Source organism: Rhodococcus sp. As11 (assembly GCF_048957735.1).
Lineage (GTDB): Bacteria > Actinomycetota > Actinomycetes > Mycobacteriales > Mycobacteriaceae > Rhodococcus > Rhodococcus gordoniae.
Map to the genome: position 1 here is coordinate 191,226 of NZ_JARDJE010000007.1, position 13,741 is coordinate 204,966.

14 protein-coding genes are annotated in these 13,741 nt (G+C 68.0%); 7 read left to right on the top strand and 7 right to left on the bottom strand.

Features of this window, described 5'->3' with window-relative positions; genetic code table 11:
* Nucleotides 1–8: 8 nt before the first annotated feature.
* The 3 genes from eutC to PV766_RS11930 all read right to left on the bottom strand — a co-directional run bounded on the left by eutC (nt 9) and on the right by PV766_RS11930 (nt 3,169).
* The gene (eutC, locus tag PV766_RS11920; RefSeq protein ID WP_129975383.1) at nt 9–773 is read right to left on the bottom strand and encodes an ethanolamine ammonia-lyase subunit EutC; all 765 of its coding nucleotides are present in this window, start codon (nt 771–773) and stop codon (nt 9–11) included.
* Nucleotides 770–2,182, bottom strand: coding sequence for an ethanolamine ammonia-lyase subunit EutB (locus PV766_RS11925; protein WP_129975381.1), 1,413 nt, complete (start codon nt 2,180–2,182; stop codon nt 770–772). Before PV766_RS11925 ends, eutC begins: the two co-directional genes overlap by 4 nt.
* A 120-nt stretch (nt 2,183–2,302) precedes the next feature.
* Nucleotides 2,303–3,169, bottom strand: a complete 867-nt coding sequence (locus tag PV766_RS11930; protein ID WP_129975379.1) for an SGNH/GDSL hydrolase family protein — start codon at nt 3,167–3,169, stop codon at nt 2,303–2,305.
* Between the two features lie 156 nt (nt 3,170–3,325).
* Between PV766_RS11930 and PV766_RS11935 the strand changes: the two genes are divergently transcribed.
* Nucleotides 3,326–4,663 (top strand): serine/threonine protein kinase, encoded by a 1,338-nt coding sequence (locus PV766_RS11935; protein ID WP_129975377.1) that lies wholly within the window; start codon nt 3,326–3,328, stop codon nt 4,661–4,663.
* 6 nt (nt 4,664–4,669) lie between these two features.
* On the opposite strand, the gene PV766_RS11940 is transcribed toward PV766_RS11935, so the two are convergent.
* Nucleotides 4,670–5,677, bottom strand: a complete 1,008-nt coding sequence (locus tag PV766_RS11940; protein ID WP_129975375.1) for a LacI family DNA-binding transcriptional regulator — start codon at nt 5,675–5,677, stop codon at nt 4,670–4,672.
* A 144-nt stretch (nt 5,678–5,821) separates the two neighbouring features.
* Here PV766_RS11940 and PV766_RS11945 point away from each other — a divergent pair, with 144 nt between their 5' ends.
* On the top strand, nt 5,822–7,009 hold the full coding sequence (locus PV766_RS11945; protein ID WP_129975373.1) for an acyl-CoA dehydrogenase family protein: 1,188 nt from the start codon (nt 5,822–5,824) through the stop codon (nt 7,007–7,009).
* Entirely contained in the window at nt 7,006–8,118 is a 1,113-nt protein-coding gene (locus PV766_RS11950; RefSeq protein WP_421097073.1) for a CaiB/BaiF CoA transferase family protein, read from the top strand. Before PV766_RS11945 ends, PV766_RS11950 begins: the two co-directional genes overlap by 4 nt.
* Nucleotides 8,119–8,131: 13 nt before the next feature.
* On the opposite strand, the gene PV766_RS11955 is transcribed toward PV766_RS11950, so the two are convergent.
* The 3 genes from PV766_RS11955 to PV766_RS11965 all read right to left on the bottom strand — a co-directional run bounded on the left by PV766_RS11955 (nt 8,132) and on the right by PV766_RS11965 (nt 10,003).
* Nucleotides 8,132–8,344 (bottom strand): DUF4287 domain-containing protein, encoded by a 213-nt coding sequence (locus PV766_RS11955; protein ID WP_016931585.1) that lies wholly within the window; start codon nt 8,342–8,344, stop codon nt 8,132–8,134.
* Between the two features lie 108 nt (nt 8,345–8,452).
* Nucleotides 8,453–9,211: a 3-oxoacyl-ACP reductase FabG gene (gene fabG / locus PV766_RS11960; RefSeq protein WP_421097074.1), complete on the bottom strand. Its 759-nt coding sequence runs from the start codon at nt 9,209–9,211 to the stop codon at nt 8,453–8,455.
* 30 nt (nt 9,212–9,241) lie between these two features.
* Nucleotides 9,242–10,003 (bottom strand): SDR family NAD(P)-dependent oxidoreductase, encoded by a 762-nt coding sequence (locus PV766_RS11965; protein ID WP_129975367.1) that lies wholly within the window; start codon nt 10,001–10,003, stop codon nt 9,242–9,244.
* A 519-nt stretch (nt 10,004–10,522) separates the two neighbouring features.
* Between PV766_RS11965 and PV766_RS11970 the strand changes: the two genes are divergently transcribed.
* The 4 genes from PV766_RS11970 to PV766_RS11985 are packed head-to-tail and all read left to right on the top strand — an operon-like array spanning nt 10,523 to nt 13,682.
* Nucleotides 10,523–11,800 carry a PPE domain-containing protein gene (locus PV766_RS11970; RefSeq protein WP_129975366.1) on the top strand — a complete coding sequence of 426 codons (1,278 nt, stop codon included), beginning with the start codon at nt 10,523–10,525 and terminating at the stop codon, nt 11,798–11,800.
* A gap of 4 nt (nt 11,801–11,804) precedes the next feature.
* Entirely contained in the window at nt 11,805–12,539 is a 735-nt protein-coding gene (locus PV766_RS11975) for an ESX secretion-associated protein EspG (RefSeq protein ID WP_129975364.1), read from the top strand.
* A 49-nt stretch (nt 12,540–12,588) separates the two neighbouring features.
* Nucleotides 12,589–13,062, top strand: coding sequence for a DUF309 domain-containing protein (locus PV766_RS11980; protein WP_064062480.1), 474 nt, complete (start codon nt 12,589–12,591; stop codon nt 13,060–13,062).
* Entirely contained in the window at nt 13,062–13,682 is a 621-nt protein-coding gene (locus tag PV766_RS11985) for an LON peptidase substrate-binding domain-containing protein (RefSeq protein ID WP_064062479.1), read from the top strand. Before PV766_RS11980 ends, PV766_RS11985 begins: the two co-directional genes overlap by 1 nt.
* The last annotated feature ends 59 nt before the right edge of the window (nt 13,683–13,741 follow it).

Sequence of the window (13,741 nt, forward strand, 5' to 3'; positions counted from 1 at the left end):
GCAAGCTATTAAGCGCTCCGATGACCGATTCCCGCTCCGCTGGCGGGGTCGGTGAGTGCGGGGTCCCGCGAGGTGTCCTTCAACGCGACCCCCGACGCCCCCAACTGCCGCGCGCCGTTCACGAGGGCCGCAACGACGCGCGCCGCGTGCTCGTAGGTCATCCCGCCGGGCGGGTGGATGTTCGACACGCAGTTGCATTCGGCGTCACTGCGTCCCGGCCTGGGGCAGTACGTCAGGTACACACCGACGCTGTCGGCCACCGACAGACCGGGGCGTTCGCCGATGATCACGAGCATCGTCGTGACGCCGAGCTGCTCACCGATATGGTCCCCCAGCGCGACCCGCGCCTGCGTCGCGATCACCGGCGGCGCCACCCTCAGCCCCGGCAGGGCAGCGACGATCGCTGCGAGAAGATCGGGTCCGTGGGCGTCGAGGGCAGTGGACGACAATCCGTCGCACAGCGCGATGCCGACATCGGCCTCCGCTCGCGGCAGCGTGATTCCCTCGGCGAGCTGCCGGCCGAGGTCGGGACGTCGCAGATACGTACTGCGATCTTCCGCTGCGCTTTCCACGACCAACGGATCGCCGAATCCGAGTTCCTTCGTCCGCCGCACCATCCCGGGCACATCGAGCGGGACGTGCACAGCGTCGCGCGCCTCGGCATGGGCCGTCACGAATTCCAGATGACGACGTGTCGGGATGCTGTTCCCGGTGCGTCCCAGTCCGATCCGGGCTTGGGTGTGCCGGCGCAGTTCGTCCCACAAGTCGCTCACAGGGCACCTCCGAGTGCGCGCAGCGGGGAGGCGCCGACGTCCACCGGCAGAATGCGACCGACGTCGTCCGCCATGCCCTGCCTGCGTAGCCAGTCCTCGAATTCCGGTGCCGGTCGCAGGTCGGCGGCCTCCCGCACGTACAGCGCGTCGTGGAACGACAGCGACTGGTAGCCGAGCATCACATCGTCGGCGCCCGGGACGGTGATGACGAATGCTGTTCCGGCAACGGCCAACAGGGTGAGCAGGGTGTCCATGTCGTCCTGGTCGGCTTCGGCGTGGTTGGTGTAGCAGACGTCCACGCCCATCGGCAGGCCGAGGAGTTTGCCGCAGAACTGGTCTTCGAGACCCGCGCGGATGATCTGCTTGCCGTCGTAGAGGTATTCCGGTCCGATGAATCCGACGACCGTGTTGACGAGCAGCGGATCGAACTCGCGCGCAACGGCATACGCGCGCGCTTCGAGGGTCTGTTGATCCACCGGTCTGCCCCCGGTCCCGAAATGGGTGCCCGACGACAACGCCGAGCCCTGCCCGGTCTCGAAGTACATGACGTTGCTGCCGACGGTCCCCCGTCGCAGCGACCTGCCGGCTTCGTTGCCCTCCCGCAGCACTGCCAGGTCCACCCCGAAGCTGCGGTTGGCGCCTTCGGTGCCGGCGACGGACTGGAACACCAGGTCGACGGGTGCGTCCTTCTCGATCAGGTCGATGGTGGTGGTGACGTGGGTGAGCACGCACGACTGGGTGGGGATCTCGAATCGTTGCCGGATCTCGTCGAGCAGGTGCAGCAGGTCGGACACGGCGTGCGGCGAGTCGCTCGCCGGATTGATGCCGACGACCGCGTCGCCGCACCCCATCAGCAGACCGTCGAGGACGGACGCGGCGACCCCACGCGGATCGTCGACGGGATGGTTCGGTTGCAGGCGTGTCGCGAGCCGGCCGGGCAATCCGATGGTCGTGCGGAACGCACTGGTCACGGTCGCGGCACGGGAGACCGCGATGAGATCCTGGTTCCGCATGATCTTGCTGGTCGCCGCGACCATCTCCGGGGTGAGTCCCGGCGCGAGTGCCGCGAACACGTCGGCCGAGTCCGGTCGGGCCGCGACCTCCAGGAGGTGGTCGCGCAGTTCCCCGACGGTCATGTGCGAGACCGGCGCGAAGGCCGTCGCGTCATGGGTGTCGACGATCAGCCTGGTCACCTCGTCGGTCTCGTACGGGACGACCTCCTCGGTGAGGAAGGCGGTCAGCGGGAGATCCGCCAGAGCCAGCTGTGCCGCGGCACGTTCGGCGTCCGAGGTGGCGGCGCACCCGGCGAGTTCATCGCCCGAGCGGCGCGGTGAGGCCTTCCCGAGCAGGTCGACGAGGCCGTCGAACTCGTAGCCGGTTCCGCCGAGCTGTTGCCGGTAGATCGTCATCGAGGCCTCCCGCGCAGGACCGGTTCGACGAATGTGCGCACGCAGTGGAGTGCAGCATTCCATCTTTTCGCCGTCGTGTCCGGTGAGTGTCGCGAACGAAACGCCGCTGGTCGTCGGTTCCTAACCCCGCTGATACCAGACGTCCGTAACCCGTTGCGCCATGTGCCGCATCCCCGCCGCGGTGGGGTGGAGGGTCTTCGCCAGCGACAGCGACTGTCTCCCCTCGTACCAGCGCTGCTCGGAGGGCGCACACGCGTCGTGCCCTTCAGCCCCGGCCATGACGTCGACGAACTCGGCACCGGCCTCGGCGGCGGACCGGGCGAGCACACGGTTCATCCGGGAGAAGAAGTTCGTCACGAACGACGCATCGGCGTCGCTGGTGGGGATGTTCGGCCAGCAACCCCGGTTGCCGAAGACGCCGCCGTGCCCGACCAGCAGGACCCGTGCGCGCGGTGCACGTTGCTGAACGGCGGTGAGTGTCGCGGTGACCTTCGGTCCGAGCGCACTCAGGGCGGCGTCCATGCGCGAGACGGTGCCCGGGTCGGTGCGGCAGTGGGCGTCGCCGCCCGGAAGCTCGGTGTAGCACGCCGAGACGATCCCCGACCAGCCGACATCATTGCCACCGATGCTCAATGTGACGAGGTTCGTGTCCGGGGCGAGCGAATCGATCTGCGGGGCGACCGATCCGGTCGACGTCTGCTGCGGGACGGATGTGATGTGTTCGGTGCGCGCACCCGTACAGGCGACGTTGACGAAGCCGACCGGGTGCAGCGAACCCGCGACGAGATTCGGATATCCCGCGTCGGCGCGGGCGCATCCGCTGATCATCGCCGCTGCGTCGAGGTAGGGTCCGGCGGCACGCGAGTCGCCGAGCGCGACGTAGCGAATGCCCTGCTCGCTGCCCGGGTCGCTCATCGCGGATACCGGCCACACCATCGATGCAGCTGCCATGCCGGCGACGATCCCGGCTCGCACAATCGTCTTCATCCAGACCCTCCGACAGCATGTTCTCCCGGCTTGAGATCGGCACGAATTACAAACACGTTACGAGCAGCGGGTAAAGATCCCGGATGAAGCGCGGATGCACCTCGCCCCACCAGCACATTTTGTTTACCTTCCTGTTCGAACGGCTACCGTCCATCTGTGACCGCCCACAAAGTTCTCGACGGCCGCTACGAGCTGAGCGGTCTACTCGGCGTGGGCGGGAGCGGCGAGATCCACGACGGTTGGGACACTCGCCTCCACCGGCCCGTCGCGGTCAAACTGCTCGGACGGGAGTTCGGCAGCAGACCGGACGTACGACGACGTTTCGAGGTCGAGGCCCGGGCGGCCGCGGCCCTGAACCACCCTCGCATCGTCGCCGTGTACGACACAGGCGAACACGACGGACGTCCCTACATCGTTATGGAACGGCTCCCCGGCCGCACCCTCGCAGACGACATCTCTCGCGGACCCCTGCCCGGCGATCGGGTACGCACCGTGCTCGTCAGCATTCTCGAGGCTCTCGTCGCCGCACACGACGCAGGGATCCTCCATCGGGACATCAAGCCGGCGAACGTGCTCATCACAGAGAACGGCGAGATCAAGGTCGCCGACTTCGGCATCGCCAAGAGCGTCGGCGACGACCTCACCCGCACCGGTGAACTCGTGGGGACCGTCGCCTACCTGAGCCCGGACCGCATCACCGGACATGCCGCGTCCGTGACGGACGATCTGTACGCGGTGGGGATCGTCGGTTACGAATCCCTGTGCGGGCGGAGGCCGTTCGCCGAGGACAACATCCTCGCGCTGGCACGGGCCATCACACACGACCTACCGCAGCCACTGCCCGAGCTCCGTCCGGATGTCCATCCGGGACTCGTCGCGGTGATCGAGCGGGCCATGGCACGTGAGCCTTCCGACCGATTCCGCACTGCACGCGAGATGCTCTCGGCGCTGAGGAATTCCAGCGAATACTCTGCCGCGACGTCCCGCCTGCCGGCAGGATCCGTAGCCGGCCCGACAACCACCGCACACAGATCCACGGATCGTCCTCGTGGAGTTCTCCTCGCGACGGGACTGACGCTGGTCGGAGCGATCACCGTGGGCGGCCTCGCGCTGGGATTCGGACGGGATTCCGCCTCTCCGCCTGCCGCAACTCCGGAAACCGCCACTTCGGGCACCTCCGCGTCGCTTCCTCGACGGATACCGGCGACGACCGAGATCCCCCAGCCCACCGACTCCGGGGTCGTTCCGGCGAGCACCGCAGTCGAGACTCCGATCGCGCCCGTCCCGGAGACCGTCCCCGTCGCACCACCGACCGATTCCGTGCCCACGAGGTCCGGACCGGAGTCCCGCGGGAACAACGGGCCCGGCAACAACAACGGGAACGGCAGCGGCAATTCCCGGGGCAACAACGGGAACGGCAACGGCAACAACGGTAATGGGAACGGGAACGGGAACGGGAACAGCGGCCGCGGCAACGGCAACGGCAACGGCTGAGGCCGCTCAGCTCGATCCGCGCACCACGAGTTCGACGGGAAGTCGCGTCGACTCCGTTTCCCCGTCGCGCACGAGTTCGAGCAGCCGCTCGATGGCGGTCTCCCCGATATCGTGCGCGGGTGAACGCACGGTGGTGAGTGGCACCGGCAGCTGCGCGACGACGGGGATGTCGTTGTAACCGACCACGGCGAGATCGCCGGGGATGGACAGACCCAGGTCGCGGGCGACGCCGAGGATGCCGATGGCGATGGTGTCGCTGACCGCGAAGATCGCGCGGGGACGATCCGGACGATCCAGCAGTGCACCGGCGGCCTCCACACCCCCGGCGACGTCGAAGCTCGACCGCACGATCCGCTCGGGCGGCAGTGACACCGACGCTTCCTTCAGGGTGTCGACGAAGCCGTCGCGGCGGTCGTGGGCGGTGCTGGCGTGGTCGGGACCGGCGATGATCGCCAGGTCGTCGTAACCACGGTCGAGCAGGTGCCGGGCGGCCAGCGCTCCCCCTCGGTAGTCGTCGCCCACCACGAACGGCAACCCCGCGTCGGCATGGCGGGTGACCGCCAGGATGGGCAGCGATCCGAGTGCCAGCGACTCGACGAACGGACGACCGGGAAGGTGCAGGCTGCTCAACAGCAGACCGTCGACCTGGCGGCCCACCAGCAGCGCGATGGCGCGACGTTGTGCCTCGAGATCGTCGGGTGGACTCGACAGCAACACCGAATAGCCCGCTTTCGTGGCGGCTTCCTCGATGCCCTGGTAGGTGGTGGCGACCACGCCGTCGGTGAGCCGCGGCATGACGACGCCGAGAGTCGTGGTCTTGCGGGTGCGCAGGCTCGCTGCCCACAGGTTGGGCCGATATCCCAGTTCGGCCGCTACCTCCCGCACCCGCTGGGCGGAGTCCGACCAGCCGTCGACCGGTTCGGGCTGGCGCAACACCCGCGAGGCCGTCGAGACGTGAACGCCGGCGCGCTCGGCGATCTCCTTGAGTGTCGGGGCGCGGTCCGGACGGGGCATTCGGCTCTCCTGCTTGTTTCACATCGAGTTCGCTTTCCGGGTTGACGAGCCCGGAACATGCCCTTAGCGTATGCCATGCAATCGTTCGTGCAAACGTTCTCGCAATCGTTCTGACAAACGTTTCCTCGACCACCGGAGAAAGCCATGTCCCACGTTCAGTCGCTGCCCCAGCTCTTCGCCCTCGACTCCCTCCTCGAGCAGGAGGAGATCGACATCCGCGACACCGTCCGCAAGTTCGGCAACGAGCGCATCCGCCCTCACGTGGCCCAGTGGTTCGAGGAAGCGAAGCTCCCGGCCCGCGAACTCGCCAAGGAGCTCGGGCAGCTGGGCGTGCTGGGCATGCACCTCGACGGTTACGGTTGCGCCGGCATGAGCGCCACCGCTTACGGCCTGGCCTGCCTCGAGCTCGAGGCCGTCGACTCCGGCATCCGCAGCCTCGTCTCCGTGCAGGGCTCGCTGGCGATGTTCTCCATCCACCACTGGGGCAGCGAGGAGCAGAAGCAGGAATGGCTCCCTCGCATGGCCGCCGGCGAGGCCATCGGCTGCTTCGGTCTGACCGAACCCGACTTCGGCTCCAACCCTGCCGGGATGCGCACCAACGCCAAGCGCGACGGTGACGACTGGATCCTCAACGGCACCAAGATGTGGATCACCAACGGCTCGATCGCCGACGTCGCCGTCGTCTGGGCACAGACCGACCTCGAAGAAGGCGCCAAGGGTATCCGCGGCTTCGTCGTCCCCACCGATACCCCCGGCTTCTCCGCACCGGAGATCCACGCCAAGCTGTCGCTGCGCGCCTCGGTCACCTCGGAGCTCGTCCTCGACGACGTGCGTCTGCCCGTCTCGGCGATGATGCCGAAGGCCGAGGGGCTGCGCGGACCACTCACCTCGCTCGGCGAGGCCCGCTTCGGCATCGTCTTCGGTGCGATCGGCGCGGCCCGCGATTGCCTGGAGACCGCGATCGACTACGCCCGGTCGCGCGAGGTGTTCGACAAGCCGCTCGCCGGCTACCAGCTCACCCAGGCCAAGATCGCCGACATGGCGCTCGAGGTCGGCAAGGGCCACCTGCTCGCCTATCACCTCGGCCGCATCAAGGACCGCGGCGAAATCGCCCCGGAGCAGGTCAGCCTCGGCAAGCTCAACAACGTGCGCGAGGCCATCGCCATCGCCCGCGAGTGCCGGACCATCCTCGGCGCCAACGGCATCACGCTCGAGTACCCCGTCATCCGTCACGCCAACAATCTCGAATCGGTGCTGACCTACGAGGGCACCTCCGAGGTCCACCAGCTGACCATCGGCAAGGCGCTGACCGGTGAGGCGGCCTTCCGGTGACCGCCGTTCCCGGCGCGCTCGAGGGGCTGGTGATCGCCGACTTCGGTCGCGTGCTCGCCGGCCCGTACGCCACCATGCTGCTCGCCGACCTCGGGGCAGAGGTCGTCAAGATCGAACGCCCCGGCTTCGGGGACGACACCCGGCACTGGGGTCCGCCCTGGGTGGGCGAGGAGTCCACCTACTTCCTCGGCGTCAACCGCAACAAGAAGTCGGTGGCCATCGATCTGACCACCGAAGGCGGACTCCACCGGGCCCGGGATCTCGTGCTCCGTGCCGACGTCGTCGTCGAGAACTTCCTGCCCGGCACGATGACTCGGCTCGGACTCGGCTACGAGCAGGTCCGGGAACTCAACCCCGGCATCGTCTACGCGTCGATCACCGGCTTCGGCGGACACAACGATCTGCCCGGTTACGACCTGCTCATCCAGGCCGTCGGCGGCTTGATGAGCATCACCGGACCCGACCCGGCGACACCCACGAAGGTCGGTGTCGCCGTCGTCGACGTCATCACCGGAATGCACGCTGCGGTGGGCATTCTCGCCGCACTGCGGCATCGCGACCGCACCGGGGAAGGACAGCGGGTCGAGGTGAACCTGCTGTCGTCCCTGCTGTCGGCGCTGGCGAACCAGTCGTCCGGCTACGTCGCGGCGGGTGTGGTGCCGAAGGCCATGGGCAATCGTCATCCGAGCATCGCGCCCTACGAGGTGTTCCACACCGCCGACCGGCCGTTCGTCCTCGCCGTCGGCAACGATCGTCAGTTCGCTTCGCTGGCCGAGGTCCTCGGAGCTCCGGAACTCGCCTCCGACGACCGGTTCACCACGAACACCGCCCGCGTAGCGAACCGAGAGGAATTGACGAAGATCATCGACGAGTTGCTCTCGGCCGAGACGGCCGATGTGTGGTTCGACGCACTGACCGCCGCCCGAGTGCCGTGTGGTCCGCTCAACGACATCGCCGACGCGGTCGCGCTTGCCGAACGACTCGGCCTGTCGCCGGTGGTGTCGATCGACGATCCCGAGCGGGACGCTCCGCTGCGCCAGATCGCCAACCCGATCCGGCTCAGCGCCACCCCCGCGACCTACCGCACGCCGCCCCCGCGGTTGCCGTAGACGGACGCTCTCGTCAGTCGGGGCTCTGTTCCTTCAGAGTGTGCGCGACGAGAGCGTTGGCGTGCCCGTGGCCCATGCCGTGTTCTTCTTTGAGCCAGTTCACCAGCTCCATGTGCTTGCCGAGATCCGACGCGCGGATCATGGTCTTCCACTCCTCGATCGGGCGCCCGTACTTCTGCTCGATCGACGGGAAATACGACTCGGGTCCCTTGACCTTCTCGCTCATGCCGGAAGGTTAACCAGGGCGACCGACAAGTTCCGTCCGATCCGCTGAAAACGACCGCGGCGCCGCAGTCCCGGATGGGACGCGGCGCCGCGGAGGTACGGAAGTGGATCAGGCCTTCGGGCCACCGGCCACGTAGATGACCTGACCGGACACGAAGCCCGCGCCCTCGGACGCGAGGAACGATGCGGTGTGGGCGATGTCGTCGACCTCGCCGATGCGGCCGACCGGGATGTCGGCCGCGACGTTCGACTTGAAGTCGTCGAACGACACGCCGAGACGCTCGGCGGTCGCGGCGGTCATCTCGGTGGCGATGAAGCCCGGCGCGATGGCGTTGGCGGTGACACCGAACTTGCCCAGCTCGATCGCGAGGGTCTTGGTGAAACCCTGCATGCCGGCCTTGGCTGCGGAGTAGTTGACCTGGCCGCGGTTACCGAGGGCCGACGTGCTCGAGAGGTTGACGATGCGGCCGAACTCGGCGTCGACCATGTAGCCCTGGACGGCACGCGTCATGAGGAAGGCGCCACGCAGGTGCACGTTCATGACGGCGTCCCAGTCGTCGACGGTCATCTTGAACAGCAGGTTGTCGCGGGTGATGCCGGCATTGTTGATCAGGACGGTGGGTTCGCCGAGTTCGGTGGCGACCTTCTCGACGGCAGCGGCGACGGACTTCTCGTCGGAGACGTCGGCTCCTACGGCGAGCGCCTTGCCCCCGGCGGACTCGATGGCCGAAACGGTGTCTTCACAGGCGGATTCGTCGAGGTCGAGGACGGCGACCCGGTACCCGTCGCCGGCGAGACGCTTCGCGACGGCTGCGCCGATACCGCGTGCGGCTCCGGTGACGATGGCAGTGCGGGGTTGTGTGCTCATAGCGTTCCTCCGTAGGGATGGGTGGTGCCGTCAGGTGATGGTGAGTCCGCCGTCCACGGCGATGGTCTGACCGGTGACGTAAGCGGCGGCGTCGGACGCCAACCACACGGCGGTAGCTGCGATCTCCTCGGCATCCCCCGTCCGGCCGAGAATGATCCGCTGCTTCATGGAATCGAGGTATCCGGGCTGGTACTCGTCGGTCATCTCGGTGCGGAAGAAGCCCGGCGCGATGGCGTTGACGCGGATCCCCTTCCTCGCTCCCCACTGCTGCGCCAGGTCGCGCGTGAGGCCGATGACGCCCGCCTTGCTGGCCGAGTACGCGGCCTGCGGCAGACCTGCCGTGGTGAGACCGAGAACCGACGAGATGTTGACGATCGCGCCACCGGGTTGCATCACCCGGGCGACGGCCTGTGCCGCCCAATACGATCCGTTGAGATTGATGTCGATGACCTGCCGGAACTGCTCGGGGGTCTCCTTGGTGGCGGGGACGGCCGTGCCGATCCCCGCATTGTTGATGAGGATGTCGACCCGACCGAGCTGTTCGACGGCCTGATCGACCATGCGCTGGGCCTGTTCGGGATCGGCGATGTCGGTCTCGACCGTGACGGCCTGCCGTCCGGCTTCGCGGACCAGCTCGGCGGTCTTCTCGAGTCGGTCGACCCGGCGTGCGGCGAGCACGACATCGGCTCCCGCCTCGGCCAGCCCTCGGGCGAACGCGACACCGAGGCCCGAAGAGGCACCGGTGACGATGGCAACGCGGCCGTCGAGACGGAAGCGGTCGAGCACGGACATACGTCATCTCCTCGCTGTGACGGGGCCTACAGGAACTGTACAGCCGACGGTCATCTCATCCACCAAACAGCCTGTATCCAATTTTGTTGAACAACACTGCGTTTCAGAGCCAGATCCTATTCTTCTCCTCGGCGGATCCTATGCTGCCGCGAACGCTGCAGCGCGGAGAGGACTCCGCGTCGCACCCACCGTTACCAAGTCGATAAGCACTGGCTTACTTCTAAGCGCTTGCTTATCGTGCGATGCCGTAGCGGGCTTGTCAACAGCAGCCGGACAGGAGCGGAAGACCTTCGTGAGCGATGCATGGGACGATGTCGTCGGCGGATCCGAGGCCCTCGGGCCGTTACGACGACGCTGCGATCATCAGCGCCCCGTATGCCGATCTTGCCCTGCGCCTGGTGGGTGCCGTGCGTTAGCATCGTCGCCACCATCGGATCGGGGGGATCTACGTGGGCAGGGGGATATCGCGCCGCCGTCGGCTCCTCGAGACGCGAGAGCATCTGAGGGGAGCTGTCGTCCATGTCCATCAATGACAACGTCGTCGACCGACTGTCGGTGTCGCTCGGGGTCGACGCCCCGGCCCCCGATTCCGTCGCCCGCCGGCAGTCCAATTACGACACACTGGCCGCACGCATCGACGTGGGCGTCGATCCCGAGTACATCGCGGCGTTCGAGAACTTCCACGGCATGGAGCACGCCGACATCCACCGGTTGTCCCAGAGCATCAACCCCGTCGCGATGACCACCCTGGCCACCGAATGGGCCGAGCTCGGAAAGGGTTTCAGTCTCACGGTCGCGTGGGGCACGCTGATGATCCGAAAGCTCGTCTCCCAGCACTGGGAGGGTGCGGCGGCCGACGCTGCCATGGACGCGACCGTGCGATTCGGCGAATCCGCACAGCAACTGTCCGATGCCGCACGCGCGACGTCCGAGAAGCTCCGCATCGCCGCCGACGTCGGTGAGCGGGTGCGATCGTCCGTCCCCCCGCCCTCGGCGAACACGTCGTCGCTCCTGTACGCGCTCGATCCCGTCGCGGGTGCCGCCGCGGCCCGGCAGGAGGAGGCCGCTCGCGCCCAGGCCGTGCGGGTGATGGAGGCGCTCTACAAGCCGTACTACCGCGATTCCGGCTCGGCGGTCCCGGTACTGCCCTCGCCGTATGCCGCCACCACGAGTCGAGCAACCGAGGGCTTCGTTCCTCAGAGCTACGGCACGTCGGCGATCGGCGGCACCCAGGCGGAGGGTGGCACGGCGGGGATCCCGAGTAGGAACGGAGGAGGTCCGGACGGGCCGACACCCGCGGAGGCGGAGAACCGTACGCCCGCGGAGACTCTCGGAGAAGACCCGGGCGCACGCGCGAACAACTCCGATTCCGCCGGTGGAGCAGGTTCGAACGATCCTGCGGCGACCACTCCTGCGGCCGCCTCCCCCACTGCGACCGGCGCCCCGGGAAACCCGACAGGTCACTCGTACGGTTCTCCGTCCGCCGGGACGGGTGGAGGTGTCGGGGGTGGTCTACCGGGTGGCGGCTCGGCCGGCGGGGCGTCACCTGCGGCCGGTCCCTCCCCGCTCGTCGCGGGAGCCGCGCCCACCGGCGGTGTGGCCGGTCGACCCGCTGCTGCCGCGACTCGCGGCGCAGGCGCTCGCCCGTTCGGGATGATGCCGGGAATGGTCCCGCCCGCCTCGTCCCGCGGCGACGAGCAGGACAAACGCGTGGCGAGTTATCTCGTCACCAGCGACAACGGGAACGAACTGATCGGGTCGTTGCCCGACACCGCCCCGCCGGTTCTGGGGGCCTGAGGCTGTGAACCGGCACCTCACACCCGACCGATTCCTGGCCTCCTGGACCGCCGCGGGCGGCGACGATTTCCCCTTCCCGCTGCGCTACCGAACCTCGGTCATGTGGGAGGACGAGCACGCCGCGAACCTGCGGGCCGCCCGGGCGTGGCGGAACGAGACACCCGACCCTGCCCTCGACGACGCGATGCGCATCCTGCTGACCGGCCGGATTGCGGTGGAGGTCTACGGCCGTTCGACGGATCCGGCGTGCGAGGTCTTCGTCCGCGCCGCCGCGACCGGCGAGCAGGCCGTCCTCGCCCGTCAGACTCCCGTCGCAGGCGATATCCGCATCACCACGACCACCGACCTCGCGGGCGCGATCGTCGGGGAACTGCCGGTCGTGGCCGCGGGCCGCGAACCGGCATGCACCGCGCCGAGCCGCGAGGTGCTCGAACCATCCGAAGCCGGAGCAGTCCGCCGTCCGGCGGGTGGCACGCACGCAGAGTCGTTGCGCCGGTTGCTGCGTCGCGAACGCTCGGCCACCGGCAGCATCCGCATCCTGCGGTACGCACATCCGGGGTACACACCCGTCGCCGACATCGGCTGGTTCGACGTCGTGGACGACGGCCGGTATCTCTTCCATCCCGGTACCGATCTCCGTGTCGCCCCGGGCACCGTCGACGCATTCGTCCGGGAACTGTCGACGCAACTGTCCAGGCTGTCCCCCGAAGGTCGGAACGGCGTCCTCCGGCCGTACTGAGCGTCGTTCGGACCCCTCACCGAACAGGCCTGTCGTCTAGGCTGGCGACATGACGGACCGGGACCGCACACCCGACGGCAGGCCGCAGAACGCGCGTCCGCGCGACGCCCTGGGGCGCCCGCTGCCGCCGGGCGAAGAAGGCGTCGAACGCATTCCCGACGATATCGACCTCGATGTCGAGGAGACCATCGCCGAAGGTCAGCGTCTCCTCGATCACGGTTTCCCTTTCCACGCGCACGAGGTCTTCGAGGCGATGTGGAAGAAGGCGCCGCCCGAAGAACGTCCCCTCTGGCAGGGTCTCGCCCAGCTCGCCGTCGGTTTGACCCATCTGCTCCGGGGCAACCCGACGGGGGCCGCGTCACTGTTGAAGCAGGGGCAGGCCCGGGTGCGGCACTACGAGGACGAACCGCCGTACCGGCTCGACATCGACGGTCTCTCGAGCTGGGCCGATCATCTGCTCACCGAGATCGCTCGCGACGAAACCGTTCCCGCTCCCCCGACCCCGCGCCTGAGGATGCCCTGATGCCGATACTTCCCATGTTCCCGCTCGGCACCGCGCTGCTTCCCGGATCCGACCTGCCGCTACGCATCTTCGAACCGAGATATCTGCAACTCGTCCAGGACTGCGCGGCCTCGCCGGACGGCCCTCGCTTCGGTGTCGTTCTCATCGCCCGGGGACACGAGGTGGGCGGAGGCGAGCAGCGACACGATGTCGGTACCGTCGCACGGATCGTGGTCGACGACGAGGTCGGTGCAGGTCGTCGTGAACTCGAATGCATTGCAGAGGAACGCATTCGCGTCACCCGATGGCTTCCCGACGATCCCTACCCGCGCGCGGAGGTGGAGCCCTGGCCCGACACCGATTCGGGGCCGGTGGATTTCGCCGCGATCACCGGACCGATGGGCCGGCTGTACGGGGTACTCGATCGCCTCACCGACGGCCGGGCCCCGCTACCTCCCGCCACCACCGAGCTGCCGGACGATCCCGGCGCGCGACTGTTCGCCCTCGCCCGGTACGTGCCGATGGGGGAAGCGGACCGTTATGCAGTGCTCGCCGCACCCGGTCCGGCCGAACGCATGGCGGTGCTGCTCGAAGCGATATCCACCGCAGTCGATCTCGCGGAATGGAAGCTGAAGGGCTGAGATATCAGGCCGTCCGGTCAACGGGAACACGCCTCCTGTGACCACCCGGTTGCGGGCTA